We start from the raw sequence: 25914 nt of genomic DNA, 5'->3' as shown, positions 1-25914 counted from the left end.
CTTCCGCAGTCACTTAGACGGAGGCACCAGATCCCATGCATCTTTCGCTTGTAGAAAGGCCGAGAGCTGCGCAATCTCATCCTCGGTAAGCGCTTCACCAAAGGGCGGCATCATCTGGCCTCCATCATGGATCTGATGCCGAATCTGCTCGTCACTCCGTCGGCTCGACACACCGCGTAGCGACGGCGCTCGTTCGGTTCCCGCTCCGGCAGGGCCGTGACAGTACGTGCACCCCGATTTACCAAAGAGCACAGCGCCCGCCTTCACTGCTTCACTCTGAGGATCGAGGGCGAACGACCGTTGCGCCGTCAAAAGAAACATGGCGAAGAGCAGTATGAAGGCAAGCTGAGGAGTAGGTCTGTGGCGTGTCATTGATCCTCAACCATCAAGGCTGTTGCTGCGACGGCAACATGCTCGTTGTAAGTTCACCCGCTGAAGCTTTGCCGTGTGCATCCAGGTCATGGGTATGCCATGGCACGGATTCCTGCGCAATGTCGCCGTGCTTTCGCAAGTACTCCAACGCAAAGGTACTCGCCGTGGGGTCGTCCTTCTGATCTGCGAAGTAGGCCGCCTGCCTGTTGGCCGCCTCCTTCAATCCAAGTCGGCGATAGATGATCGACAAGTTGTAGTGAGCCGCAAGGTCATCTGGATCGATCGACTGGACCGCCTCGTACTCGGTCCTCGCCTCCGCGTAACGCTGTTTTTGGTAAAGGCTGAAGCCAAGTTCACGATGAGCATCGCGGGATCGTGGGAACTGTTGCGCCACCTTCCGCAGATTGACAATGGCTTCATCCACCTGCCCTTCGTTCCTCTGAATCAGAGCAAGGTAGTAGAGCGCGCGAGCATTGTCAGGAGACAGCGCCAGGGCTTTGTTCAAGCTCGGAAGTGCTTCCGCGTATCTTTCCCACTGGATGTCTGCGATGGCCACGTTGGTATAGGCATCCGCATAGTCCGGCCGTAGTTTCGCCACTTGCTCGAACGCGCTGACGCTCGCTGCGTACTGTTGTGCATCCAACAGGCCGATGCCGTAGTTGTTCCAGCGCATCCAGACAGGATTCTCGGCAGCGTCGGGTGTAGAGGGTAAGGTCTTGCCGATGTTGATGGTTCGCGTTGCCGTCACCATGTCGAGCACCGGCTGCTGGTAGTTCGACTTCAGTGCGAAATTGATGAATTGCTGATCGAAGCGGCGATACCTGACCGCAGCCGTAATGGTGATCGATCCAGTGCAGTCCTTGGGAATGGTGAAGCTGTAACGCACAAGTTGCGATCGGCCGCTCTGAATCGTGTTGTTGTAAGCAACAACTCGATTGTTCCAGACTTCATGCTGGCCATTGAGCGTTCCTTCCTTGTTGATCAGCCGGTTCGTGAAGCTGTGTGCCGCAGGATCAAGATCGCCGGAAGGCTGCAGGTTGCCGCTTTGACCGATCAACTTACCATTGCTGTCCTTCACCGTGAACGCCGTCCAGCTTTCGTACATGTCGCGCTGTTCGGGAACGTGGGAATGTGCAGCGCCCTTGTTCTGAATCACAACCGTGACTGTTAGCTTTTCACCCGGAGCTACCGCGTAGGAAACAGTGCCCAGTGGCGCAATGATCCTGTTGGGCTGGCCGTTTTCGCCATCGCGCTCAAGGGAAAAGATATCTACGTTGAAGACGCTATTCGCTAGGAACTCTCGAACGCGTTTTGCCTGTTCCTCATATCCGTAATAGGCCGGAATCAGCGAATTCGCTCCAAGCCAGCGATGACTGGCAAGCTGGCCGTTCTTCGCACCGGGGTCGCCCTTGCCCGTTAAAGCCTCGCGGGGCATGTGGCACGTCTCGCATGTGGAGACCGCCGGTTTTACATAGAACGGCAACGGAGACTGTTTCGCAAAGCTCGAGTTTTGCCACTCGTCATATGGCGTCATCGCGCGCTGCCATTTGTAGTCGTTCAACTCATGCGGCAGCGCGGCCTTGTGACAGCTCGCACAAAACTCGCTGGTCCTGTAGAACGGCTTCATCACGGCAGCGGAATGACGGTCGAGATGCGAAAGAATCTCCAGGTCGGAAACCTTGCGATGAATGGGTTCACCAGTTTCATCGACTAGTACTGCAGGCACTGCCAGAACGTAACTGCCCGTTCCGCGCAGATCATTCTTCTGCATACTGTGACAGACGGAGCAGGTGATACCGTCGGCGTCATATGGCCGCTTCTTCGGTCCGGCCTGCGTCAGTGCTCCCGCGACCATGGCGATTGGATCATGGCAACCTTCGCAGTGTCGCGAAAACTCGATTCCCTTTTCCTCGTTCAGCAGCCCGACGTTCTTCAGATACCAAGGCACGCGGTTGGAATTCGAGTGGGCCGACTCACGCCACTGCTGGTGCGCAGCCTGATGACAATGGCCGCAGTACTGTGCCGTGGGAAAGTCCTTGGGATCGATGAATTCGCCGTTATCCGTGGTCATGTTCGACGGCGTGAACGGATGATCCTTGCCATAACGATAGTTGTATGTCGCCGCAATCTTATCGTTGTAAGCCGTGCGTGCCGCCTTGTGCGTGTCATCGTCTGTTGCCGCGTGAACAGTATTTCGTACAACAAAGCTGCCCACGGCAAGCGCCATGGAAAGCAGAAAAAAGCCGATCGAGACACGCGTGAAACGATAGGAAGACATAGACGTCCTGACGTGCACAACATGGTATGCCAGACGAATGCAAACTGTCAGTCTGCGAAGCATCTAATTGCAAACAGCACTATTGAACACCGTGGCCTTCTACGACCGTATACATACGGTCCGGGCCGGGCACTCTCAACTTCTCGACAGCTCCACTGGGCCAGTGCACCTCAACGGAATCGATGTGGCTGACTGAGCCCAGACCGAAGTGAGGACGTGGGTCCGAACTCGAGGCAAAGCTTCCGCCTGCTACCACATCGGCGCGTTGGCGTATGCCACCAGCCTGCAGGTAGACGACCGCGCCCGTGGCATCGCGTGGGCTCTTCGGGCCACCGACAAGGTGGAAACTGACCCAGTGATTCTGCCCCTTAGAAGCATTCCGCAACAGCGTCGGAGACTCATCCATATTGTTGATTACCAGGTCGAGCCGTCCTGTATTGAACAAATCGCCAACAGCTAGTCCACGCGAGGCGCGGGGCATCGCAAGCGCCGTGCCTTCCACAGCGGGAACGGGTTCCAGCTTGCCCTGCACGTTCCGAAACAGCAGCATGCGCTCCGCCCAGCTTGTTCCCCAGGGCTGTTTATCTGCATCGCGGTACACGTGGCCATTGACGAAGGCCAGGTCTTTCCAGCCGTCATTGTCATAGTCGAGAAACACCGTTCCCCAGCCAAGGAACGGGATGGTGCCCTCCGCGATATGTAACTCGTAGCTCACGTCAGTGAAGTTCGCATCACCATCGTTTCGGTAGAGGGGCTTGTAGTCATCGGAGAAGGTCGTGTTGAAGATATCGACGAGTCCATTGTTGCGGTAGTCGCCAATCCCTATTCCCATGGAAGCTGTCTCTCTTCCATCCTTGTTGAGTGCATAACCGGAGGCGTAACTCACATCTTCAAAAGTGCCGTTGCCTTTATTTAGGTAAAGGTAGTTTGGCGTGGAGTCGTTCGCCACCAGCAGGTCAAGCTTGCCGTCATTGTTTACATCGACGAATGCGGAGGCCAGGCCGTAGTATCCCGGGTTGTCGGCTACCCCTGCCTTGGCGCTGACGTCTTCGAAAGTACCGTCGCCCTTGTTGTGAAACAGATGATCAGACTCCCCCGGAAGGCCTCTCGGGCCGCAGTATTCAGGCACTCCGCGAAACGAACAGTAGGCGAGACTGGCTGCGCCCGGTGCAGCTTCTGGCAGATTCTTCAGATCGACTTTCACATAGCCCGGCACGAACAGGTCCAGCTTGCCGTCGCCGTCATAGTCGCCCCAGGTCGCTCCTGTGGACCAGCCGCCCAGGGCCACTCCGGCCTTCTCTGCAACATCGACGAACGTGCCGTCGTGATTATTGCGATAGAGCCGGTTCTTGCCAAAGTTCGTGACATACAAGTCCGGCCAGCCATCATTATCAAAATCTCCGGCAACTGCGCCGAATGCCCACCGCCCGTTGGCCACGCCGGCCTTATCCGTTACATCTTCGAAGGTACCGTCATGATTGTTGTGGAATAGTGCGGCGCGAGGAGCCTCCGCCTTACCTTCCATCGCGGCTCGCGTAGAACCGTTGGGCAGATAGATGTCGAGCCAGCCATCGTTGTCGTAGTCGAATAGCGCGACACCAGAGCCGACCACCTCCAGGATGTATCGCTTTTCGTCCTGCCCTGAAACATGCTTCCACACAGAAAGCCCCGCAGCCGCGGTCACATCCGTGTACGGAACTGGACCGGTGCGAACCGTGCCACCGAGAGTGATCGGCCGGTTGTCTGCGCCGAGTACAGGCGGGTGGGCTCCTGCAGTGTTCGAACCCCCCTGAGCGGGAGACTGCGCACCCTCCTGTGATTTCTGCGTCCGCTGTTCCAGTGGGTTCTGGCCATACAGAAGAGAAACGCTCATAAACAACGCTGTCAGTGAAATGACAAGTTTTGCCAGCCTGATAGGGGTCATCGCGATCACGAGCCATCATACGACCCAAAACCCACCGGCGCATCCGGGTTCTTGCCGGTTTTACTGAATGACAGATAAGATGTTCGCCACACGACGAATCCGTCTTTTAGCTCAAAAGAGGTGTCGAGCTGCCGCAAACAGGCACCGGTAAGTTGCCAGCAGACGAACGCATCTTCCACACCGAATAACGAGGTTGTTTTTATGGCATTGGTATCTCGTCGGGCCATGCTCCAGAGTGGCTTGGCTGCGGCAGCATTTGCCGCCAGCCCATCTTCGTCGTCAGGCCAGAAGGTCGAGGATAAGGATGCTCCCATTGTTCGCAAGGGTCGAATCAGGCAATCGGTTTGTAAAGGACCCTATCCCGGACTTACCGTCGATGAACTCTGCCGCTATGGCGCTCACATCGGCCTGAAGGGTATCGACCTGTTGCAGCCCGCAGACTTCGAAACCCCTAAGAAGTACGGGCTCACCTGCGCCATGGGCTACGCAGGCGCGGGAACCATCAAGGATGGCCTGAACAGGACTGAAAATCACGCGCCAATCGAAGCAGCTCTTCGCCAGACCATCCCGCTCGCGGTCAAAGCGGGCGTACCGAATCTCATCACGTTCTCCGGCAACAGAAACGGTATGTCTGATGAAGAAGGCGCAAAGAACACCATCATCGGTCTCAACCGAGTCAAACACATGATGGAAGACGCCAACATCACCCTGTGCCTCGAACTCCTCAATAGTAAGGTCAACCACAAGGACTACATGGCGGACCATACAGAGTGGGGAGCGCAGGTCATGGAGCAGGTCAACTCACCCAGCTGCAAATTGCTTTACGACATCTATCACATGCAAATCATGGAAGGTGATCTGATCGCCACCATCACAAAGAACATCAAGTGGATCGGTCACTTTCACACCGGCGGCGTTCCCGGCCGGAACGACCTCAATGACATGCAGGAAGTGCAGTGGGATGGGGTGATGCGCGGCATCGCAGCCACTGGTTTCAATGGTTACGTTGCGCACGAATTCAAACCACTTGGCGATCCGTACGCAGCCCTGCTGCAAGCGGTCAACCGTTGCGATGTGTAGCAGCAGTGCGGCTTTGAGCTACTACGCAAAATCAAAAGGAGTCGATCCATGCAACGACGAGATGTTCTCCGCCTGCTGACCTCAGCAGCAGTCGTATCTTCACTGCCATTGGAGATGCTCCAGTCTCTTCAACAAGCCCGGGCAGAAGTCGGCCCCACTGTGGGCTTGAGAACATTGAATGCGCATCAGAATGAAACCATCACAACCATCAGCGAGTTGATCATCCCGGAAACAGCCACACCAGGCGCAAAGGGTGCAAAGGTGAATGAGTTCATCGATCTGTTGCTCACCGAGTGGTATGACAAGCCGGATACCGAACGGTTTCTGCAGGGCATCGCCGACGCGGATGCCGCAAGCCAGAAGCAGTTCGGAAAAACGTTCGTGCAATGCTCCGCCGCGCAGCAGACGCAACTGATGAAGGGCTGGGACAACGAAGCGATGGCGTACGTGCGGACTTCGAAACTTGCGCAAAAGACCAAGTCTGCCCAACCTCCCGCAAACTTCTTCTACACCGTGAAACGCCTCACGATCGTGGGTTACTACACATCTGAGATTGGCTTCTTAAAAGAACTTGGAGCCTCAATCATCCCGCCGAAGCATGCGGGATGCGCACCACTTTCGGAGGCCCGCTCGTGAACATAGTCACTTTGAAGACGAATACCTTTGATGCAATCGTGATCGGTTCCGGCATGAGCGGCGGCTGGGCTGCGAAAGAGCTTACCGAAAAGGGCATGCAGACGCTTGTGCTCGAAGCAGGACAGACCATCATCCCCGAGCGCGACTACGTCGACCATCTGCCTGTGTGGGAAGTAAAGTTCCGTGGGCTGCGCGATCGTAAATACGAAGAGGTCTACCAACCCATGCAGCGCCACATCGGTGACGAGTGGAACTCCAAGTTCTTCGTCAACGACGTTGACAACCCATACACCACACCAGCGGACGCACCCTATCTCTTTCTGCGTGGACGCCATGTGGGCGGTCGTTCCGTGATGTGGGGCCGGCAGTCGTACCGCTGGAGCGACATCGACTTCGAAGCCAACAGCAAGGACGGGCATGGCGTCGATTGGCCAATCCGCTACAAGGATATTGAACCCTGGTACGACTACGTGGAAGATTTCATCGGCGTCAGCGGACAGGCCGAAGGCTTACCGCAACTGCCTGACGGCAAGTTTCTTCCTCCCTTTGAAATGAACTGCGGTGAGATTGCAATGAAGCACGCAGTCGAGGCGAAATTCCCACAGCGCAAAGTGACGATTGGCCGGACCGCGATCCTGACGGTAGACCATAAGGGCCGCTACGCATGCCACCAGTGCGGCCCGTGCGATCACGGCTGTATTACACGGTCCTACTTCAGCAGCATCAACTCCACATTGCCTGCGGCACAAGCCACCGGCAAGCTAACGTTGCGTCCCATGAGCGTGGTCCACAGCTTGATCTTTGATCCGGCAACACGCCGCGTCACAGGTGTTCGCATCATCGATGCAGACACTCGCCAGACGATGGAGTTCCATGCGAAGCTGATCTTCCTATGCGCATCCACGCTCGAATCGGCACGCATCCTCATGAACTCGGCTACCTCCGAATTTCCAAACGGACTCGCAAATTCAAGCGGCGAACTGGGACATAACCTGATGGACCACATCTTCCATAGCGGCGCGAGTGGAAGGCTGCCCGGCTTTGAAGATCACGTGCAATTGGGCAATCGACCCAATGGGATCTATATCCCCCGCTTTCGAAACATTCACGACAAACATCCAGACTTTGTGCGCGGGTATGGCTTCCAAGGACGCGCCGCCCGCGAAACCTGGTCGCGCGGCGCAGACATGCCGGGCTTCGGGGTCGAGTTTAAAAACGCACTACGGGATCCAGGCCCGTGGCATATCAACATCGGTGCCTGGGGAGAATGCCTTCCCAACCACAGCAACTATATGGAGCTCAACCACGACAAGGTAGACGCGTGGGGAATTCCAACCATCAAGGTCAACCACAGATGGGGCCCCAATGAACTTGCAATCTTTAAAGATGCGCAAGTTACAGCCGCAGAAATGCTGGAAGCAACCGGGGTAAAAGACATCGTGATGAGTACCGTTCCCTCAATACCGGGCGAATGTATTCACGAGATGGGCAGCGCCCGCATGGGACACGATCCAAAAACATCTGTTCTGAATTCTCACAATCAGGCACATGACGTTCCCAACCTGTTTGTGACCGACGGCTCATTCATGGCGTCGTCAGCCTGTCAGAATCCGTCGCTTACTTACATGGCTATGACAGCGCGAGCCTGCGATTATGCTGTGACCCAGATGAAGAAGGGCGAACTCTGAATCTCTGTGCATGACATGCGCAGATTTCTTCGCTAGCGTCCAGGAGGTGGTCGGATCGGTGTACCTAATGTTAATGAAAGAGATCAGTAGCTCTCGATGACTCCAAAAGAAGGTCGAGAGCGCTGCGGAAACGTCACATCCGGAATCAAATAGAACGATCCGGCATCCTCCGCTACGATTCGAACTAGGAGTCAGTCATGCACGGAATCGACGAGAAAGTCCCTCCAAGTGGTCCAGGCTGTGCCGATTGTGAGCGTGAAGGCGGATGGTGGCTACACCTCCGTCGCTGTGCCTTATGTGGTCACGTCGGCTGCTGTGACAACTCACCGAAGCAGCATGCGACGAAGCACTTTGAAGCAACAGGACATCCAATCATGCAGAGTTTCGAACCCGGAGAGGACTGGTTCTGGGATTACACCAAGAAGCAAGCCATCGCAGGCCCTCTTTTAGCTCGCCCCGATCACCATCCTGTCCATCAAGGCGTCCCAGGACCGAAAGGCAGAGTGCCTCGGAACTGGCAAGATCTGTTGAATCCCTAACACTCCGAACAGGCCCCTGAACTCTGAGGGAATGGAAGATGGAAAAACAAGTCGCACTGTTCGGAGAAACCGAACCGACGGCGAACGAAGCACTCTCGGGATTCCGGTATAGGAAGGAGTTTCTTTCCTTTAAAGAAGAGAGGGATCTTGCAATAGAGTTATCTGCGTTGGACTTGAGGCCATTCGAATTTCAAGGCCATTTGGGGAATCGCAGAGTTACCAGTTTTGGTTTGAAGTACGACTTCGGACGCCGAACTGTTGATCCTGCCCCGGCATTCCCCCGATTCATCCAAGAACTTGTTCCTCGTGTGGCGGCCTTCGCAAACGTGGCTTCGGAACAGTTTCAGCAGGTCGGGGTGAATGAATATAGGCCTGGCGCCGGGATCGGATGGCACAAAGACAAACCTGAATTCGGAATCATCGCCGGTATCTCACTTCTTAGCCCGGCCACAATGAGGTTTCGCAGATCCACAAAGGGCGGTTGGGATAGGGTCTCCTTCGATCTGGAACCACGCTCGATCTACATCCTCTCAGGCGAAGCACGATTGCTCTGGGAGCACAGCGTACCAGCTCAGGAATCTCTGCGTTATTCCATAACATTTCGGACGCTTTCCGAACGTTTTCTTGCCAAGACTCCACGTGCCAACGTGATCTGAGACGTGCGGTACGACCTACCATCCTTTCGGAGATGCAACGCCCAACAACATCACTTCAAGTCAAAGACTATTCATAGACTTCCCACGGCTTGAATATATGTTCAAACCGCCCCATGTCGATGCGCTTTCCCTCGAACGCAACACCTTCAAGTTTGAGCCGAACGCGTTGTTCCCTTGCTCCCGCACCTGGCACCTTGATCTCGCCACCCGCACCGACGACACGATGCCATGGCAAATGGTCGACTGGAGCGTTGTGCAGTAGTCGCGCCACCGCACGGTGGTAGCGAGGGTATCCTGCAGCGGCAGCAACTGCACCATAGGTACTCACCTTACCGAATGGGATCGACAAAATCATTCGTTGGAAGGCAAGATCTCGGGGCTCGTCTGAGCGTGTCGCACCGCCTGCCCCATCGCAAGTCCGGCACCAGTGCATCACGTGTCCAATATCCTCACCGATTCCATCCTCAACCGATCGGCTTTCCGTCCACCGCCCTCAGCACATATGACATTCGCGATTGCTCCACACGTATCACGGATATCCGCTTCCCTCGACTCCTCACAACAGACATATCGATTGCCAAGCACTTTGCCCTATATGAGTCGCTTGGGTGGCAATTGCGCTCGGATGTATTCAATGTGATCAATCATCCGTACTTCACCACACTGCTGTCCAACGATGTCTCCAACGCCAACTTCGGACTGCTAAATCCCATACAGAACAACGATCCCGGAGTTGCCGTCCTGTCCTTCAAAGTGCGTTCTGAGCCATCGCATTCGAGCACCACAGAAACTCGATTGAGAGAGAAATTTCATCTAACGCTCAACTTTCCAGTGCTATATTGCGAGGCGCACTAAGAATCAGGACGGTTGGAGGACGCGATCATGAGTTTCAAGACTGCAAGCCACGGATCTTTTTCAGTCAAGGCGTACATCGGTGACGCCAAAACGATGCTCGCGTTCAACTTCACAACCAAGGCGGCCGCGAAGAATCTTGCAGGGTTCACTATTCGGTGCGAACCGAAGGGACATACACCTTACTATCTGCTGAACGATCTTCAGTTTGAGCATCCTGCAGACCATGCTCAGGACGCTACACAGCCAGCTCGATCTTCGATCAATGCTCCGTTCCGCAAGTTTCGCTGGCTCGATGTACCGGGTTCGTTTCATCAAGGCACAGAGCCCCTCACAGGTCCCTACACCTACACGGTGACGCCGCGATATTTCGACTCAAACAACTCAATGAAACCTCTCGATCCAACACTTAGCGTGGACGTGACAGTAAACGTCGGCCCGTTCGTAAAGCGGGATGTAGAGTTAGGCTTCACCCGTGGCTTCGTACAATCTCAAGCGTTTTTAAATCACTTCGGGAAGAAGGCCTTGATCCGTCCGAAAGGTAAGGACCTGATCTTCGACACCTCTGAGATTTCCGGCACCAATGCAGAAGGACAACAGTACACCTACGAAGACGAATACAAATGGCTGGGCTACAGCGCGAGAGAGAAGATTTTCGCGATCGCAAACGAAGTGTTAGCGGACGACTCCTTAACACTCCAAATGTTCGCATACGATCTCACCGAACCGGACTTGATCACGATTCTGCTGAAGCTGGCCAAAGTCGGCCGAATTCAAATCATCCTCGACAACGCCTCTCTCCACCACAATGCCGCAGGTACGAAACCGGAGGATCAGTTTGAGACCGCGTTCAACAAAGCCGCTAAGAAAGGAGCAGCGATCCTGCGGGGCAAGTTTGGCAGTTTTGCCCACGACAAAGTCTTGGTCGTCTCAAAAGACAACAAGCCGATCAAAGTGCTAAGTGGGTCAACGAATTTCTCGGTGAACGGCCTGTATGTGAACTCGAACCACATCATAGTCTTCAACGATCCCAAGGTGGCCTCAGAGTATGCAAAGGTCTTCGAAGAAGCTTGGACAGATAAGGTCTCGATGACAGCCTTCGAAGATTCGGACCTTGGCAAAAACGTATTCTCCATCAAGACCGCGAAGACACCACAGACGGAAATCACTTTTTCGCCACACACTCAGGACTACGCCGATCAGATTCTTGAGGCAATCGTAGAACGTGTGCAGCAGGAGAAAAGCAGCCGCACCTACGTTGGTAATGTCCTATTCGCAGTCATGCAATTGAGCGGAGAAAAGAACACTGTCTATAACGAACTCAAGGATCTCCATAAAAACCAGGACATATACACGTACGGCATCACCGACACGAAGGACGGTATTCAGTTGTATAGCCCTCGTAATAAAACTGGCGTGCTTGTTACGGGTAAACCGGGCTCGCCGCAGTTGCCGCCTCCGTTCAATCAGGTTGCGAGCATCGGCCTAGATCATCAGGTGCATCACAAGTTCATCGTTTGCGGAATCAACGGACCGAACCCCGTCGTGTATCTCGGCTCATCCAATTTCGCGAATAGCGGCGAGCATAAGAACGGTGACAATCTCATCACCATTCACGATTCCGACATCGCCGAATGTTTCGCGATCGAAGCCCTGGCACTGGTGGACCACTTCGACTTCCTGGACAAGTACGCGACGGAGGCCGCGGGTGCGAAGGCCACCAACGTTAAGAAGACACCTCCTGCATCGTTAGCCCACGCCGCCGCCAGTGCCGCTTGGTTCCTCGATACAAACGACCACTGGACGAGATCGTACTTCGACCCCAATGACCTCCACTGTATGGACCGGAAGCTCTGGGGACACTCCTGAAAAATCCCTAGTTGTTCGTGCAGGCAAACTGTATGTCAAAGCGCAGCGCACAAAAACCATTGACTCGGTTTTCGTAACTCATGCGCTGCAATCTTGCCCCTAGCTAGGCCGGAGCGTTGGTGATCGGCGTTAGGGTTTCCGTGCCCAGGAAAGGGCATGATACCCAGGCTTTTATGGCATCCACTTCATCTTGATTTGCCTCATGATGCCGGGGAATAGTTTCATCACTGTATCGCAGTTGGAGCGCCCCTGTCTGCTTACGAGAGGCCGGACGGAACTCTGGTCTGCTCCATGACCGACATCGACAGGTTTATCGACGCTGTGGGTATGAGGCGCATCAAGACCAACAGGAGTCGCGGCAGCGGCTGCTTCTGAGAAACGCGTTTACTCTCATTGACGCACCTGAACTAGTGCCCAATCGCCCATTTACTGGCCGAGAGAGTGAGAGCTTCCTCTGGTGACTAGTAAAAACCTGGAGTCGAGTTTCCCTTCATCATCTGCAAACTAGTTTGGTTGTTGTGACTGCGGATCCTGGGAAGGAAGGCGTAGCGTCAATAGCGGCCGAAGTGTTTCGCAAATACGAGACGGCCGTTAACTGCCTTTGGCTTGATATGAATGACATCTATCATCCCGACGACCTGTTTGAGGCCTTTCAAGAGGCTGCGTTTCACAGGTTGGGAGAAATGGATTGGACACCTCTCTTCAGCTTTCACGATGAGCAAGAGTTGGGTGGCGTCGTTTCAATAGCTGCTGAAATACGGCGCATCATCAACTCTTCGAATCAGAGATGGTTCCTCTTTATCAACGCGCGGGAGATCCCAGGATCGAACAGACAGGACTATCGTTTGCCCAATGGCTGGATGGATTCTTCAAAACATCGAAATGCAACGCTCAACATACTCGGACAGTTCTTGTCAGCCAATTCTGAAATCCCGGCCGCGGAAGTTTTAACACCCCGACTCGCACAAATAAGGAAGGATGAGGAACAGCATCATCTAGCTCGCGGGTCAGATAAAAGAGACAACACTCTCGTTGTCATTCTTATGGCAAACCAAAGCGCCATGCAAGGAAACTCCAACCTCCTCCGCCGTATCGAGAGACAGTGGAGATCGAGAGCCTACTACAATCCCTTACCGCCGCTTCCCCATAGCATTGGTCAGTTATCGCAAACGACGGTGATCGACTCGGTGATTGAGTGGGCTTCCGATCCCCTGAAACAGAGGTTTTTGCAAGCTCTGGTCAGCATGCGAAGGCCGCGACAAGTTTCACTGGCTTGGTCTAGGGCTATGCACGAAGAGTGGCTGCTTGTGGATGAATCGCAGGATCGCAACCACGCGACGTGGCTCGACCAACTAGAGTTCCACGGCTTGATATGACACATGAATGGCGGCTTCATTTGGGTTCAGTGTGGCTTCAGACAAGCGTTGCGTCGCTGTCCAGATAGAACCTAAGTAGGACCGTGTCACGTTGTCCTCCAGTGACCTCTACCTGAGCCGCATGGAGGCTTCTCGATAAGGCTTCTGCTTCCCGCCGTTCCGGTTCTGATAAGTAGCGATTACGCGAACTCAACGTGAGACCGTTCGCCTCACGTATCACAGCAGCACGCGCTCCTATTCCCCCTGTGAATACCAAGACATCCACACTGCTGAGTACACCCGCCTGAGCGCAGATCGCCTTCTTCACGCCGGCCACGAATACATCGACTGCGAGTAACACGACGCTGTTATTTCGTTGAAGCAAGGCTTGGGAACGCTATGCATCGGGCCAGGACTTCTCGCAACCAAGTAAATCGCCCTTATCGCGCGTCTGTACTGATTCTTCGTCTCGATTGAGTTGAACCAGTCGATCCGCATTGTCCCGCTCATGCATAAAAAATGACCGCGAAAGCGAGTGAGGTTCCTATGCCCAAATTTGTTTCTCTTGAAGGAAGTCAACGGACCCTTCTGCCCAATTCAACCCTCGTCGGACCAGTAGACCCAAACGAGATGGCCAGTCTCATCGTTCGAGTCCGTTCTTTGGGATCTCGGGAAGAACTTGAGCGCCTTGTACAAGAGACGGCTAAAACACAGTTATCGGAACGTACATATCTCTCGCGAGAAGAGCTAGCGACGCGGTATGGCGCCGATCCCGCGGATCTCGATGCAGTCGAGCAGTATGCATCACGGCACAATCTGACAGTTGTCGATCGCAACCAGCAGTCCCGTTCGGTCATCGTGAGGGGGCGAATTTCTGACCTGCTACAGGCTTTCCCTGCCAATATCCGGATCTACCAACACGCCTCTGGGACTTACCGCGGCCGAACAGGAGAGATACAGATTCCACCTGAACTAGCGGGTCTCGTGGTTGGGATTATTGGGTTTGATACGCGACGCAAGAGACGGGCCTCATCTCGGGTTAGAGTGTCCGCTCTGGACGGACCGGGAGGCGACAACGGAGAGGCGCCGACGTACTTCGCAAACCGGTACTCCTTCCCGACCCAGTACCAAGGCCGGAAGCTGGACGGAACGGGCCAATCGATAGCGATCATTGAATTGGGAGGAGGGTATCGAGTTGCTGACTTGCAGATCTACTTCGATGAAATCAGCATTCCGCTACCGAAGATCACTCAAGTATCGGTCGACAATGTGACGAATTCGCCAACACAAGAAGGGGGCGATGACGATGAAGTTGCTCTCGATATCGAAATCATCGGAGCGTGTGCGCCAGGAGCAAACATATTTGTTTACTTCGCCCCAAACCAAGGTGATGCGGGCTTCCTCGACCCAATTCGCGCCGCCGTTCACGATCAGGAACGATCGATCGATGTCATTTCGATTAGCTCGGGTGGACCAGAGCCTGCAAGCGCCGGTGGACAAGAGCTGTCCGCGTATCACGACCTCTTCATAGATGCTGCTGCTTTAGGCATCACCGTCTGTGTCGCCTCGGGTGATCACGGAGTCGCTGACCTACCAGCCAACCAATGGGACAAAGTGATTCATGTCGATCACCCAGCGGTCGACCCATACGTACTGGCCTGCGGTGGCACTCAAATCAGCAACGGTGTCGACGTTCTTTGTAACGACGGCAATCCGTTCGACACGAATAGCCGAGATGGTGGCGGGTGGGCCTCCGGAGGCGGTATAAGTGTCTCTTATGACGTACCCGACTACCAACTCAATGCAGGTTTACCAGATTCACTCGTCAGAGGAAGACCGGGTCGCGGAGTCCCGGATATCGCGATGAGCGCTACGAACTATTTTGTTCGAGTCGACTCCGTTGAATATGCGGGCGGAGGCACCAGCGCAGTTGCTCCTCTCATGTCCGCTCTCATTGCTGTCATCAATCAAGCAACACAGAAGAATGTCGGTTTTATAAACCCATTCCTCTATTCCAACCCAGGCACATTGACTGACGTTGTAAAGGGCGATAACGGTATCGCAAATACGATTGTCGGATACGCCGCCAACAAAGGATGGGATGCCTGCACAGGGCTCGAAACTCCAAACGGAACAGCCATCTTGAATACTTTGCAAGCAACAAGTGAAAAGCGGAGGCTTGGAAGTTGCAGGTTGTCGGTCTAGGGACCCACTGCAAGGTCCAGGTCTCCCAGTTCGCCATCAGTCACATCTCTAGGAACGCACGGCTTCAGCATGCAACCTCGGGAGGCGAATCGCGGAGTCCTCTCGCACTGAGAACCGTTAGCCGCGTTTCGAGCGTCTGGCACAAATAGCTTGAGTCTCGGAGGATGGTGTGGTTCTCGCTGAGTGGATAGATCTTCAGGTGAACTCGTCCAACGCAAATCGCTAGACGCAATACAAAGCCGGTCATTAACCGTAGAGCATGCCGCGGGCTCAGTTCGTTTAGACTCTCGTCGGCCCGCTCCATTCGCGCGAATAACTTCCTGACGTTAGAACTTAAGCACCTCCCCCCATTCGCTGGTACGATCGGAGGTTCTAAGGCTGGGAAGGCCAACTCAAACGCTTCTGACGAAGCGGCGAACGGATGTCAAACCGGGATCGTAACTCATCTGCACAAGACATAGCGTCATAGCCCAATTTTCGAAACGTTCAAACCATTGCTTTTAAAGCCTTTACAGCCAGTCATCTGATCGGATGTGTCGACTGGAAATCGAATGCTCATACGAGCAAGGTTGTAAGTTGTTGATTGAATGGTGGACGCGGTAGGAATCGAACCTACAACCTGTCGATTAAGAGTCGAATGCTCTGCCAGTTGAGCTACGCGTCCAGGTTGGGAACACGCTGAGAACGTACCGAAGACCGAAAGGCCAACACGGCAGGGAGCGGAGAGCTCCGTCACAGCTGCGTTACTCCGTAACTATAGCACAGACTGGGGCATGCCTCAAAGCGTTCACGCATGAGGAAAACGTCTTAGAAGGTGAACGTCAGCCCGGCCTGCAAAGCGCGCGGTGTCTGCGCTAAATAAAGCGTTTGCCCATCGGTGGAGAGGTACGGTTGGTATCCTTCCGCCAGTAGATTCTGCAGATCCACGACTGCTTCCAATCCTTGTGGCAATCCCGGCAAACGTGCCAGTGATTGACGCACGGAGCACGAGAGATAAGCTCCATCATCACCCACGCGATAAGCATCCACGGCCGTCAGCGTTCGTGCTGGCTGCCAGCGATAAGACGCCCGCAGTGTTGTGCCTGTACGCAGAATCTTTCCATCGGCAAAAGCTGTTCCGGCATACATGCGATCCGGCGAAAGTCCCGCGAGAACGTCGTTCAAACTTCCCTGCTGCTGCACAAAGGCTGCGCGCAAAGCACGTCCCGTTGCAACTTCTGCTCCGAGGCTCAAGCTATGCGTCACAGGTTGACGGAATGAGACACGTACTCCGCCGCTGGAGTAGTCTCTGCCCACTACACGATACGTTCCGGTCGTTGGGTCGGCAATGAAACCTTCTGCTGGAATCTCTGCAACGGCCAACGTTCCAATGCCACTGATCAACGGATTCTGCAATGAATCCTGGTACAGCGCCACTTCGATCACGCCTTCGCCACGAATTTTCTTTGCAGCAGACAATGCGTGATGACTTCCCGTTTCCATGCGGAGATGGCCCTTACGCATCACGGCAACCGGAAGCGGCGCCTGCACACGATCCAGATCTTCAATCGATTCCGTGCCACGCGACCGTGTCATCCCGTACGCAAGCATCAGACCGCCGGGACCATGTGCCTGTACGCGCAGAAACGGCTCCATAGCCACCGCATTGCCGCTCAAATTCACTTCGCGCAGAACGGACCCCACGTCCACGCGGATCATGTCGCCCAGCTCCATCCGTTCCGCAGAACGAAGCACGGCTCCCTGCAGGCCAGTCTGTCCAACACCGGAAGTCAACTCAGGATGACCGCTATAGCTTAGGACCGTGCGTGCGTATCCGTTCAGCATCGTGCGGCGCTGGAACCCAACACTCACATCGGCAGATGGGGAAACAGGATAGGGGGTTCTTGGCCCGGACAGGTCAGCACGCAAGACGGAGCCGCTGCCATGATCGTCAACACGTGTCAGCACCAGTACCTGGTGGCTACCGCCACGACCAAATCCGCCGTCGCTGGCTTTCAAAGAAACGCTTCCGCCCGTTGCACCACGGCGGCTTTCCTGCTGGCTTGAGGAGACACTTAACTGGCCATCATCGTTTGTTTCGACCTTATAGGTCTTCTCATCCGCGTATCGCAGCATGGGACGGCTTGCCGAGGAACGCAGCGTCCACATCCAGTCATCGCTCGGTTCATTCACGGTGCGACGCGAGGCGGGAATCCAACCGCTGGGAGCCAACAACGTGGACAGCGTCATGTCCACAACGGTGCGTCCGCCGCGCGCCAGAACTAAATGCTGTCGAACCGCAGGCATCAGCAATGCTGCAGTTGCTTTGATCTTGTACTGTCCCGGACGCAGATTCAGATGGTAACGTCCACGCGAATCGGTTACGGCAGAAGCCACCAGGCCGGTGTCCGGCAGGATCGCCTCAACAAGCGCGCCCATCTGCGGAACACCTTCTGCATCACGGATTACGCCAGTGAGCAGGCCGCTTCCCGCTGCATCCACCACGCGTCGTGACTGCGCATCCGCCAATGGCGAACACGCCAGCGCTGCCAGCGTAAGGAGCATTCCGGATTGCAACGTCGACTGCTTCACTGCGTAGGTGTGCCTTCTCTGCGTATCAGCCTCACCCGGAAAGTTCTCAATCTTGCGAACCCGGGAAAACGAAATACTTTCGGGCGAGCGGCGTGTCGTGTCCTGCCTTCTTGCTCGTCCCTAAGAACGGGATTCCGATCTACGGAATCCGCCCGATGCACTTACCAGCCGAAGCCCTGCATGGCAAACCAGCCTGCCCAGCAGTTTACTCCACAACAAAGTTCGCTGTCTGCGAAATCTGCTGCTTGGAAATGCCATCGTTCACTTTGATGGCAAGTTGGTACTTTCCGGGTGCCAGGCTTCCCAGCGGGAGGCTCTTTTCCAGGGTCACCTGGTCAGCGTTCGGATTTGTCTTGGTGGTGGACTCCGTTGTGTCCAGCACCTGCTTGTTCGTATCCAGGTTGGTCACCTGGTACTGAATTTCTGCGTTGTTCTGCTTGCTCTTGTCGTCAATGCCCAGGTTGTAAACCTGCATCCAGAAGTTTAGATTCGTCGACTTCTTGAACGTCGCCGGAACACCGGGGCCAGTGGTCACGCTCGGCATCACCTTGGTGTTGCCGATGACGAACGAACCCGCACCAATTTCCTTCGACGGCACGCGCGTCATGCTGGAAGCCAGAATCAGGGACGAAGCCGATAGATGGTCGTCGTCATACTTTGGAACGTTCACCGAACGCTTCCACGTGCCTACGTGGTCGGGGTTGTTCACGTCCTTGATAACGATATCGACCTTGTACATGCCCGGACGCAGCGGCAGGGCCTTCCAATATAGGTTGCGTTGTGCCTGCGTACGCGCCAGGAATTCGCTCGGCACCTGCACATTTACGGTGTCTTCGAACGTCTGCACCACGCGGTGGTTGATGTTCGATACCTGCCCCAGAATGTTCACGGTGCCGGTAGAAACACCTTCCTTGGTGTTGAACGTGATGTCCTGATTGCGGATCTGCAGCGTTACTGGCACCAGCACCGTATCGTTCGTCACCTTCACATAATCCGTGCGGACGTCGAATAGGAACGGCGGTCCCTTCAGGATTTCAGACGTGGTCAGGTAGTGCTCCATGTCTTTGAACTTGATGGGCGGTGCAGCCATGATCTTTGCGTACAGGTTGATGCGGTCAAACTGCTTCGACTGCTGCGAGGTCGCCATCGGGCCATTGCCCAGCTGTTCCAGACCGTTGTTCATACGGTCTTCGCGCTTGGCAATACCCATCTGCTCATACAGCGTGGAACCTGCACCCGCCACATACTTCAGCGCGTCCTTTTCAGAACGGTCGATGGTCAGGTGGTAGTCGTTGCACTGGCAGGTGTCGACGAATTCCAAGTCAATGTTGTCGCCGATACCTTCGATGTAGCGATAGTGCCATGTCTCAAACGGGAAGGTCGATGTGGTGCCGCCACCTTCTTCAATCGGACGCTGATAGGTACCACCAGAAGGATGCGAATCAATCGAATCCGGCTTACCGAACGCAATGTAGATATGGCCGCGGTCGGTCTTCCATCCCGGCTTACCTGCCGCAAAATGTTCGTTTGTGTAGGCGATGCGACGGTAGTGCTCGTCCTTGTACTCGTTCTCGGGCGAATCCGGATTCGGATTGCGGCGCAGCCAGAAGTTTTCAACGAAGTTCTCGCGCTCTTCGTCGTTCTTCAACTGCTTGAACGCCTGCATCTCCTGGTCCGTGATGATCCAAACCACGTCCTGTTCCAGCCACTTCTTCCAGGTGCCGTCAGGCTTCAATTCGTTCTTCAGATATTTCTGCTGCTGCACGCGCTCGCGGTCAGAAAGGCGGCGCTTCATCGGATCCGGTCGTTCTTCCGGCGGCGCGTTCTTATTAACAGAAGGGACAGCTTCTTGCTGCTGTTGCGGTTGCTGCGAATCAGGCGGGGTCGAGGTCTGCGCGTGAGCGCTCCCGGTCATTACCATCCATCCACAGATCAGCGCCACTGCACCGATCTTTCCCTGCCAGACTGCCTTGCTCATGCTGTTGCTGCTCCGCCAACCCGAACGATATTTCGGGTAACTGTATTGTAAAGACCTCACACCAGCCGGGCAAGCGACGTATTGGATGCGCCCAAAGCCAATGCCGAATCGGTGCTGCCACGTCAATTTACGACTGCTATGATGGTTCCGCGACCGGTTCGAACCTCATCCCAGCGCAATTCCAGGGTGTAATTCAGGGAACCTTCCCGGGAATCCATCCGTATCCGTGCTGAAACCCGTTTGCTGACGGATAGACGAATCTCTATGAAAAAAGTCCTGTTGATTGTTCTTGGCGTCATCCTCCTCGCTGCCATCATTGGAGGAACCATCTACCACAGCCGGTCCGGCGTCACCGCCGTCACCACAGCCAAAATCACAAAGCAGGACCTGACTTCCGTAGTCACCGGCACGGGCCAGATCAAGCCGAAGAACTATGTGAACATCGGCGCCACCGCATTTGGCCGCATCACCCACCTCTACGTCCAGGAGGGTGATCACATCAAGACGGGCCAAACGCTCGCGACCATTGAAAGCGTGCAGCCTGCCGCCACGGTCGCTGCGCAGGACGCAAATATCGCGTCTATGAAGACCGACGTCAACAGCTACGTCGCCGCGGAGAAGACTGCCGAAGCCAACCTCGTCCAGGCGAAGGCCGATCTTGTGCAGAAAAAATTCGACATGGACCGCGCACAGCAGCTTTACGACGCGAAACTGATCGCAAAGCAGGACTACGACGCAAAGAAGGCCGCCTTCGACGTCAGCGCTGCCACAGTGCAACAGCGTGAGGCTTCCCTTGCCCAATCCAAGGCACAGACCACCTCAGCCGTCAGCCACGTCAACCAGCAGGTCGCTTCGCAGCGCGTTAACTACGACCAGCTTGACCGTACCATTTCGCGTGCACCGTTTGACGGCCTCGTCACCAACGTTCCCGTCCGCGAGGGCGAAACCATGGTCACCGGCATCCAGAACGCGCTCGGCTCTACCCTCATGACCGTCGCCGACATGTCCGTCGTCACGGCTGAGGTCAAGGTCGATGAAACCGACGTCGTCTTCGTCAAGAACGGCCAGGCCGTGGATGTCACAGTGGATGCCCTGCCCGGCAAGGTCTTCAAAGGCCACGTCACAGAAGTAGGCGATCAGGCTCTGCTCCGCACCACCGGCATTGCCACCTCGCAATCCACAACCGGCACGGAAGAGGCAAAGGACTTCAAGATTGTCGTCACCCTCGACAACATTGACGGCCAGAACAACGAGTCACTCCGCCCCGGCCTCTCCGCTACGGCGAAGATCACCACCGCTACTGTTTCGCAGGCCGTCGTTCTGCCGCTGCAGGCACTCGTCTCGCGCGATACGGCTGCAGAAGCCGTGCTCGCCAAGAATCGCGGCAAGCGCCAGGACGTCGATACATCCAAATCGACTGACAATACGAAGGCCGCACCGAAGGTTCAGGGCGTCTACGTTCTGCGCCAACAGGATGGCAAGCAGCGCGCTTACTTCACTCCCATCAAGACCGGCATCACAGCATTGACTGACATTGAAGTACTCAGTGGTCTCAAGCCCGGCGATGAAGTGGTCACTGGCCGCTACAAGGTGCTTCGTGAACTCACCAGTGGCACCGCCGTCAAGCGCGACAACAGCACCGGTAACGAAGGCCAGAACTCCTGAGCATTACACTGAAGGACACTATGGGTTCAGCAGCAAATTCCAGCGTAACGTGCGATCCGAACGATGTGATCGTCACCAACGACCTTTGGAAAACCTACATCATGGGCGAGCAGGAGGTTCACGCACTTCGCGGCGTCAACCTGCGAATCCAGCGGAATGAATACACCGCCATCATGGGCCCGTCAGGTTCTGGCAAAAGCACGCTGATGAATCTCATCGGCTGCTTGGATTCCCCCACCCAGGGCTCCTACTGCCTGAACGGGCACGATGTCTCACGTCTCACGGACGACGAACTGGCCCGCATCCGCAACAAGGAAATCGGCTTCGTCTTCCAGACGTTTAACCTGCTGGCACGCGCATCCGCTCTGCACAATGTGGAACTGCCGTTGATCTACAACGGCACACCCGCTGCAGAACGAATCGAACGCGCTAAGTTTGTGTTGGAATCCGTGGGCCTCGGTTCACGTATGGATCACAAGCCCAATGAGATGTCGGGCGGCCAGCGTCAGCGTGTGGCCATTGCGCGCGCTCTGGTGAACAGCCCTTCCATCATCCTTGCCGACGAACCCACCGGCAACCTCGATTCGAAAACCTCGATCGAGATCATGAATCTCTTTGAAGAGCTGCATCGCCAGGGCAACACCATTGTGCTTGTGACCCATGAGCCGGATATCGCGGAACATGCGAACCGCGTTGTCACGATCCGCGACGGCGTCATCGCAAGCGACAAGCCTTCACACAAGCTCGTCCCTGCTACGGCGACTCACTAACGGCTAGGAAAGTTCTTCCGGATACGTAGCAGGTCGGTGAAAGAGCGAATGAAATCGTTCAACTTCACCTTCGAACCCGGCACATCGATCCATGTCTGCAGCGGCAATTCGTAGATGCGCCCGTCGGGATTCAGTCCGTCGGCGCGCCACGAATTCAGGAAGCGCGCAAGAATCTCAACATCGAAGATCCATCGCGACACAAACGGCTGCCGCAGTACCTGTTCCAATCGCGGTGTGGCGCGAAACACCTTTGCACCGCACTGAGAATCGTAGATGGCCAGCCCCAGCATGATCGATACGGTCGTGGCAAAGACGCGTCCTGCATAATGCCGCATGGGATTACGGGCAACGTGACGTCCCAGCAATCGGATGCGCGCTCCGAACACCATCTCCACTTCGGGTCGTTCGTCCAACACTTCGCGAAACTCAGGATAGGCATCCAGCGGCGTGGCAAGATCAGCGTCCCAAAAACCAACGGTGCTTCCACCACCCGACGCCATCGCATGAAGCATTCCTTTGCGAACCGCTTCAGCCTTACCGCCATTCGGCTGAAGATCCAGTAAAGACGTCTGACCGGGATGCTCCGCGCAAAAGGCCTGCAAACGCGCCAACGTTCCATCACTGCTGCCATCGTTGACAAACAGCAGATGGACATCCGGTTGTGCCTGAAGGAATGCCGTAAACGCATCCGCATAAAAGCGGAGTTCTTCGTTGTAGCAGGGCACCACAAGCGTGCAGCATGGAACCGGCGTCAGATCCATAGTTGGCCTGCCGCCTCCTCATGCAGCACAAGCATCATGCTAACGCACCACTAGCGCTGCAGCTCAGTCGATTCACAAGGCAGGAACAATGCGGACACCGTACCGTGCAACACCTCGCCCTGCTTAGAGCGAAACGTGAGCCTTCCGCAATGACGATCGACTATCTGCCGCGAGATCCAGAGCCCCAGCCCATTACCGTTCAAATCCTTCGTGGTGAAGAAGGGCTCAAACAATCGCCGCTGCGTATCGGAAGACATGCCTGTCCCCGTATCAGCAACAGTGATTCGCACTCCGACAACTCCAGTCTCAGGGTCCACTGCGTCGTGAGCGCGCACGAACAAGCGTCCACCCGTTCTCATCGCGTCCATGGCATTCGAGATCAGATTGTTCAACACCTGCCGAATATCGTTTTCAAAACACAGAATGAGAGCCGCGGTACTATACCCAGCTTCCACGTGAATGCCACTATTCAGCAATCTGCCAGCGAACAGATTCAACACCGCATCCACCAGTTGCGCCGCCGTCACATGTGTCGGCTTGTTCGCCTGCCGATGAAAGCGCAACGTCTGCGTGGCAATTTGTGACACGCGAACCAATTCATCCTGCGCCAACGACAGGTAGGAGCGAGCCTCTTCTGGCAAGCCACCTACCCTTTGCACCAGGTACAGCAAATTCGTTACAGCTTCCAGCGGGTTGTTAATCTCATGCGAGATGGACGAGGCAAGCCGACCTACGGCTGCCAGCTTCTCACTCTGCAGAAGCGCCTTCTCCGTCTTGCGCAACTGCGTCACTTCAAGAACAGCCGCACTGATTGCGCGTACCTCGCCAGCCTCATCCATGATCGGCGAGTAGTTCACATTGAAAGCTCGTACTTCACCAGGTCTGGTCCGCAACTCCGTCTCATAGAGCATGTCGCGAATTGTCTCGCCTTTAGATACGCGCTCTCGAAACAGATTGGGCACTGCGGGCGCCACCACAACATCTTCAATCCGCATACCCAACAGCTTTTCAGGACGCACGCCGACGACCTCGCTCTGCCGGTCATTCACCCGCAGATAACGAAATTCCTTCGCATCAAAAAGCGCCAGGCCAACTGGTGCAGTCCGATACACGGCCTCCAGTTCCGCCTTCTGTCGCTCTGTCTCAGCCTTCTCCGCCAGCAGTTCCGCCTCATACTGTTTCGAACGCGTGATATCGCGGAAGAACAACACGATGCCATCTGGCGACGGTTGCGCTTCCAGCCGAAACCATCCATTCAAAGGCGCTGGATAGTACGCCTCAAACGCAGTGGCCACGCCATCATTCATCGTGCGATAGAAGTTTTCAACGTAGGCCGATCCTTCAAAGACTGTTTCCGGGAACATGTTCCACAGATTCTGGTCTAGCAATTCCCTGCCATCCCGCTCCAGGATTTCCTTCGCGCGACGATTCAGATACGTGTAGCGCCACTCCCGATTCAGCACTGCAACACCATCGGAGGTTGCTTCAAACACCCGCTGCAACTGTTGCGTAAGCTTCGCAGCGTCATCCTGTGCGTGGTGGAGCTCCGTTACGTCGCTGAAAATCACCGCCATGCCACCGGAGATTGGCACAGCCCGCAAATGAATCCAGACCTGGAACGGAGGATAGAAAAACTCCAGTTCCTCCGTTACACGTTGCTCCATCACACGCCGATAGCGTTCTTCCTGTTCGGTCCCCACCGCAGCAGGAAACAACTCCCAATGCGTAGGCCCGTTCAGGTCCTCAGGATGCAGACGGCTGATCTTCCTGCCCATTTCGTTGGCATAGGTAATCCGCCATTCCCGATCCATGAACAGCACGCCGTCCGGCAACTTATCCAGAACCCAACGAAGGTCTTCTGTCACATCAGCAGCCATCACCGCCTGCTCTAACGCAGACGGTCTCGCCTCAGACTTCCGTTTGTCCTCAACGTCTTTCATGGATGGATTCCAGGGAATAGTTCACACAGTCTATGTCACACCTGCTACAGAACAAAGTCCTCTATCAAAAACAAAATAGAGCGTGTCAGGCAACATACAATAAATCGCGGTGGCGGACTTCACCCCAAAACAGCGAGTTCTTCTGGCCGTCATTCCGCGCGTCGCCAGCGGGCTATTGCACCTTTTGGGCGCGACCTTCCGTTGGCAGCCCGACTATGCCCCGCTCGCGCATCCTGCCGATGTGTACCCGGCTGAGCCCGAGGTCTACGTCTTCTGGCATCGTTGCCTTCTGCTGGCGGCATGGCGGTACCGCAATCTCGGCATACGTATCCTCATCTCCGACTCTTTTGACGGCGAGCTAATTGCGAGGCTGGTTCAGCGACTCGGCTTTGTGCCCGTTCGCGGATCATCCTCACGCGGAGGCGCAGCAGCGCTCTTAACAGCCACACGCGCCCGCATAGAGGGTCACAAGGTCGCCATCACGGCCGACGGTCCACGCGGCCCCAATTACGTCGCCAAAGAAGGCGCAGCCGCCATTGCCAACCGCAGCAACAGCACCGCGTCCTGCTTTTACCTTCACCCGGAAAGTGCGTGGACACTGAAAAGCTGGGATCGTTTCCTCATCCCCAAGCCCTTCAGCCGCGTTCGCATCGTCTGGCAAGCCCCCGTTGCCACGCCAACCACTCAGCAACTCCAACAACTGCTGGATGAGGCCGTTAACCAAGCCGAAACGCCCCGTTAGAGGCCTGCGGCAGGTCCAAGCGTCCGTAACTTG

Annotated in this window: 21 protein-coding genes and 1 tRNA gene; 12 read left to right on the top strand and 10 right to left on the bottom strand. The window is 55.4% G+C overall.

Going from position 1 to position 25914, the window contains the following annotated elements:
* Positions 1–9 precede the first annotated feature (9 nt).
* The 3 genes from BLT38_RS03650 to BLT38_RS03640 all read right to left on the bottom strand — a co-directional run bounded on the left by BLT38_RS03650 (position 10) and on the right by BLT38_RS03640 (position 4523).
* Positions 10–372, bottom strand: a complete 363-nt coding sequence (locus BLT38_RS03650) for a c-type cytochrome (RefSeq protein WP_083343962.1) — start codon at positions 370–372, stop codon at positions 10–12.
* Between the two features lie 13 nt (positions 373–385).
* Positions 386–2650, bottom strand: a complete 2265-nt coding sequence (locus BLT38_RS03645; RefSeq protein ID WP_231966717.1) for a tetratricopeptide repeat protein — start codon at positions 2648–2650, stop codon at positions 386–388.
* Between the two features lie 79 nt (positions 2651–2729).
* Positions 2730–4523 carry a CRTAC1 family protein gene (locus BLT38_RS03640; RefSeq protein WP_083343961.1) on the bottom strand — a complete coding sequence of 598 codons (1794 nt, stop codon included), beginning with the start codon at positions 4521–4523 and terminating at the stop codon, positions 2730–2732.
* Positions 4524–4775: 252 nt separating this feature from the next.
* Here BLT38_RS03640 and BLT38_RS03635 point away from each other — a divergent pair, with 252 nt between their 5' ends.
* The 5 genes from BLT38_RS03635 (at position 4776) to BLT38_RS03615 (ending at position 9173) form a co-directional block, all read left to right on the top strand.
* Positions 4776–5654: a hydroxypyruvate isomerase family protein gene (locus BLT38_RS03635; protein ID WP_083343960.1), complete on the top strand. Its 879-nt coding sequence runs from the start codon at positions 4776–4778 to the stop codon at positions 5652–5654.
* A gap of 48 nt (positions 5655–5702) precedes the next feature.
* Entirely contained in the window at positions 5703–6290 is a 588-nt protein-coding gene (locus BLT38_RS03630) for a gluconate 2-dehydrogenase subunit 3 family protein (protein ID WP_083343959.1), read from the top strand.
* Positions 6287–7978 carry a GMC oxidoreductase gene (locus BLT38_RS03625; protein ID WP_197674927.1) on the top strand — a complete coding sequence of 564 codons (1692 nt, stop codon included), beginning with the start codon at positions 6287–6289 and terminating at the stop codon, positions 7976–7978. Before BLT38_RS03630 ends, BLT38_RS03625 begins: the two co-directional genes overlap by 4 nt.
* A gap of 197 nt (positions 7979–8175) precedes the next feature.
* The gene (locus BLT38_RS03620) at positions 8176–8517 is read left to right on the top strand and encodes a UBP-type zinc finger domain-containing protein (RefSeq protein ID WP_083343957.1); all 342 of its coding nucleotides are present in this window, start codon (positions 8176–8178) and stop codon (positions 8515–8517) included.
* 38 nt (positions 8518–8555) lie between these two features.
* Positions 8556–9173: an alpha-ketoglutarate-dependent dioxygenase AlkB gene (locus tag BLT38_RS03615; protein ID WP_083343956.1), complete on the top strand. Its 618-nt coding sequence runs from the start codon at positions 8556–8558 to the stop codon at positions 9171–9173.
* Between the two features lie 67 nt (positions 9174–9240).
* On the opposite strand, the gene BLT38_RS03610 is transcribed toward BLT38_RS03615, so the two are convergent.
* Positions 9241–9528, bottom strand: a complete 288-nt coding sequence (locus BLT38_RS03610; protein WP_231966716.1) for an MGMT family protein — start codon at positions 9526–9528, stop codon at positions 9241–9243.
* A gap of 35 nt (positions 9529–9563) precedes the next feature.
* Here BLT38_RS03610 and BLT38_RS20660 point away from each other — a divergent pair, with 35 nt between their 5' ends.
* The 3 genes from BLT38_RS20660 (at position 9564) to BLT38_RS03595 (ending at position 13270) form a co-directional block, all read left to right on the top strand.
* Positions 9564–10028 (top strand): hypothetical protein, encoded by a 465-nt coding sequence (locus BLT38_RS20660; protein WP_083343954.1) that lies wholly within the window; start codon positions 9564–9566, stop codon positions 10026–10028.
* Positions 10029–10412: 384 nt separating this feature from the next.
* Positions 10413–11894: a phospholipase D-like domain-containing protein gene (locus BLT38_RS03600; protein WP_197674926.1), complete on the top strand. Its 1482-nt coding sequence runs from the start codon at positions 10413–10415 to the stop codon at positions 11892–11894.
* Positions 11895–12505: 611 nt separating this feature from the next.
* The gene (locus tag BLT38_RS03595; RefSeq protein ID WP_156785000.1) at positions 12506–13270 is read left to right on the top strand and encodes a hypothetical protein; all 765 of its coding nucleotides are present in this window, start codon (positions 12506–12508) and stop codon (positions 13268–13270) included.
* 37 nt (positions 13271–13307) lie between these two features.
* On the opposite strand, the gene BLT38_RS21095 is transcribed toward BLT38_RS03595, so the two are convergent.
* A complete protein-coding gene (locus BLT38_RS21095; protein ID WP_172838131.1) occupies positions 13308–13610 on the bottom strand; it encodes a pantoate--beta-alanine ligase in 303 nt (100 codons plus the stop codon).
* A 158-nt stretch (positions 13611–13768) separates the two neighbouring features.
* Between BLT38_RS21095 and BLT38_RS03585 the strand changes: the two genes are divergently transcribed.
* Positions 13769–15454: a S53 family peptidase gene (locus BLT38_RS03585; RefSeq protein ID WP_331711403.1), complete on the top strand. Its 1686-nt coding sequence runs from the start codon at positions 13769–13771 to the stop codon at positions 15452–15454.
* Positions 15455–16042: 588 nt separating this feature from the next.
* Here BLT38_RS03585 and BLT38_RS03580 read toward each other — a convergent pair.
* The 3 genes from BLT38_RS03580 to BLT38_RS03570 form a co-directional block, all read right to left on the bottom strand.
* A tRNA-Lys gene (locus BLT38_RS03580) sits at positions 16043–16118 on the bottom strand.
* A gap of 143 nt (positions 16119–16261) precedes the next feature.
* Positions 16262–18025, bottom strand: coding sequence for a carboxypeptidase-like regulatory domain-containing protein (locus BLT38_RS03575; RefSeq protein ID WP_156784999.1), 1764 nt, complete (start codon positions 18023–18025; stop codon positions 16262–16264).
* Positions 18026–18230: 205 nt separating this feature from the next.
* The gene (locus tag BLT38_RS03570; protein ID WP_083343949.1) at positions 18231–20003 is read right to left on the bottom strand and encodes a GWxTD domain-containing protein; all 1773 of its coding nucleotides are present in this window, start codon (positions 20001–20003) and stop codon (positions 18231–18233) included.
* Between the two features lie 264 nt (positions 20004–20267).
* Between BLT38_RS03570 and BLT38_RS03565 the strand changes: the two genes are divergently transcribed.
* Positions 20268–21668, top strand: coding sequence for an efflux RND transporter periplasmic adaptor subunit (locus tag BLT38_RS03565; protein WP_083343948.1), 1401 nt, complete (start codon positions 20268–20270; stop codon positions 21666–21668).
* Between the two features lie 20 nt (positions 21669–21688).
* On the top strand, positions 21689–22438 hold the full coding sequence (locus tag BLT38_RS03560) for an ABC transporter ATP-binding protein (RefSeq protein ID WP_083343947.1): 750 nt from the start codon (positions 21689–21691) through the stop codon (positions 22436–22438).
* Here the strand turns inward: BLT38_RS03560 and BLT38_RS03555 are convergent.
* Both BLT38_RS03555 and BLT38_RS03550 read right to left on the bottom strand, forming a co-directional pair.
* Entirely contained in the window at positions 22435–23199 is a 765-nt protein-coding gene (locus BLT38_RS03555) for a glycosyltransferase (protein ID WP_083343946.1), read from the bottom strand. The genes BLT38_RS03560 and BLT38_RS03555 overlap by 4 nt on opposite strands.
* A gap of 50 nt (positions 23200–23249) precedes the next feature.
* Positions 23250–25139, bottom strand: coding sequence for a PAS domain-containing protein (locus BLT38_RS03550; RefSeq protein WP_083343945.1), 1890 nt, complete (start codon positions 25137–25139; stop codon positions 23250–23252).
* 109 nt (positions 25140–25248) lie between these two features.
* Here BLT38_RS03550 and BLT38_RS03545 point away from each other — a divergent pair, with 109 nt between their 5' ends.
* Complete coding sequence (locus tag BLT38_RS03545; protein ID WP_083343944.1) at positions 25249–25881, top strand: lysophospholipid acyltransferase family protein; 633 nt, start codon at positions 25249–25251, stop codon at positions 25879–25881.
* Positions 25882–25914: the final 33 nt, after the last annotated feature.

Origin of the sequence: Terriglobus roseus, from assembly GCF_900102185.1 — a bacterium.
Taxonomy (GTDB): Bacteria; Acidobacteriota; Terriglobia; order Terriglobales; family Acidobacteriaceae; genus Terriglobus; species Terriglobus roseus_A.
Note: the sequence above shows the minus strand (reverse complement) of the source record. Positions and strands in the feature narration are given on the sequence as shown.

Excerpts from the sequence above, each read along its gene's own strand:
- BLT38_RS03630 (WP_083343959.1), top strand. The coding sequence starts at position 5,703 with ATGCAACGACGAGATGTTCTCCGCCTGCTGACCTCAGCAGCAGTCGTA.
- BLT38_RS03555 (WP_083343946.1), bottom strand. The coding sequence starts at position 23,199 with ATGGATCTGACGCCGGTTCCATGCTGCACGCTTGTGGTGCCCTGCTAC.
- BLT38_RS03650 (WP_083343962.1), bottom strand. The coding sequence starts at position 372 with ATGACACGCCACAGACCTACTCCTCAGCTTGCCTTCATACTGCTCTTC.
- BLT38_RS03640 (WP_083343961.1), bottom strand. The coding sequence starts at position 4,523 with ATGAGCGTTTCTCTTCTGTATGGCCAGAACCCACTGGAACAGCGGACG.
- BLT38_RS03600 (WP_197674926.1), top strand. The coding sequence starts at position 10,413 with ATGAAACCTCTCGATCCAACACTTAGCGTGGACGTGACAGTAAACGTC.
- BLT38_RS03645 (WP_231966717.1), bottom strand. The coding sequence starts at position 2,650 with ATGTCTTCCTATCGTTTCACGCGTGTCTCGATCGGCTTTTTTCTGCTT.
- BLT38_RS03610 (WP_231966716.1), bottom strand. The coding sequence starts at position 9,528 with ATGATTTTGTCGATCCCATTCGGTAAGGTGAGTACCTATGGTGCAGTT.
- BLT38_RS03550 (WP_083343945.1), bottom strand. The coding sequence starts at position 25,139 with ATGAAAGACGTTGAGGACAAACGGAAGTCTGAGGCGAGACCGTCTGCG.
- BLT38_RS03620 (WP_083343957.1), top strand. The coding sequence starts at position 8,176 with ATGCACGGAATCGACGAGAAAGTCCCTCCAAGTGGTCCAGGCTGTGCC.
- BLT38_RS03585 (WP_331711403.1), top strand. The coding sequence starts at position 13,769 with ATGACCGCGAAAGCGAGTGAGGTTCCTATGCCCAAATTTGTTTCTCTT.
- BLT38_RS03635 (WP_083343960.1), top strand. The coding sequence starts at position 4,776 with ATGGCATTGGTATCTCGTCGGGCCATGCTCCAGAGTGGCTTGGCTGCG.
- BLT38_RS03565 (WP_083343948.1), top strand. The coding sequence starts at position 20,268 with ATGAAAAAAGTCCTGTTGATTGTTCTTGGCGTCATCCTCCTCGCTGCC.
- BLT38_RS03570 (WP_083343949.1), bottom strand. The coding sequence starts at position 20,003 with ATGAGCAAGGCAGTCTGGCAGGGAAAGATCGGTGCAGTGGCGCTGATC.
- BLT38_RS03560 (WP_083343947.1), top strand. The coding sequence starts at position 21,689 with ATGGGTTCAGCAGCAAATTCCAGCGTAACGTGCGATCCGAACGATGTG.
- BLT38_RS03595 (WP_156785000.1), top strand. The coding sequence starts at position 12,506 with ATGAATGACATCTATCATCCCGACGACCTGTTTGAGGCCTTTCAAGAG.
- BLT38_RS03615 (WP_083343956.1), top strand. The coding sequence starts at position 8,556 with ATGGAAAAACAAGTCGCACTGTTCGGAGAAACCGAACCGACGGCGAAC.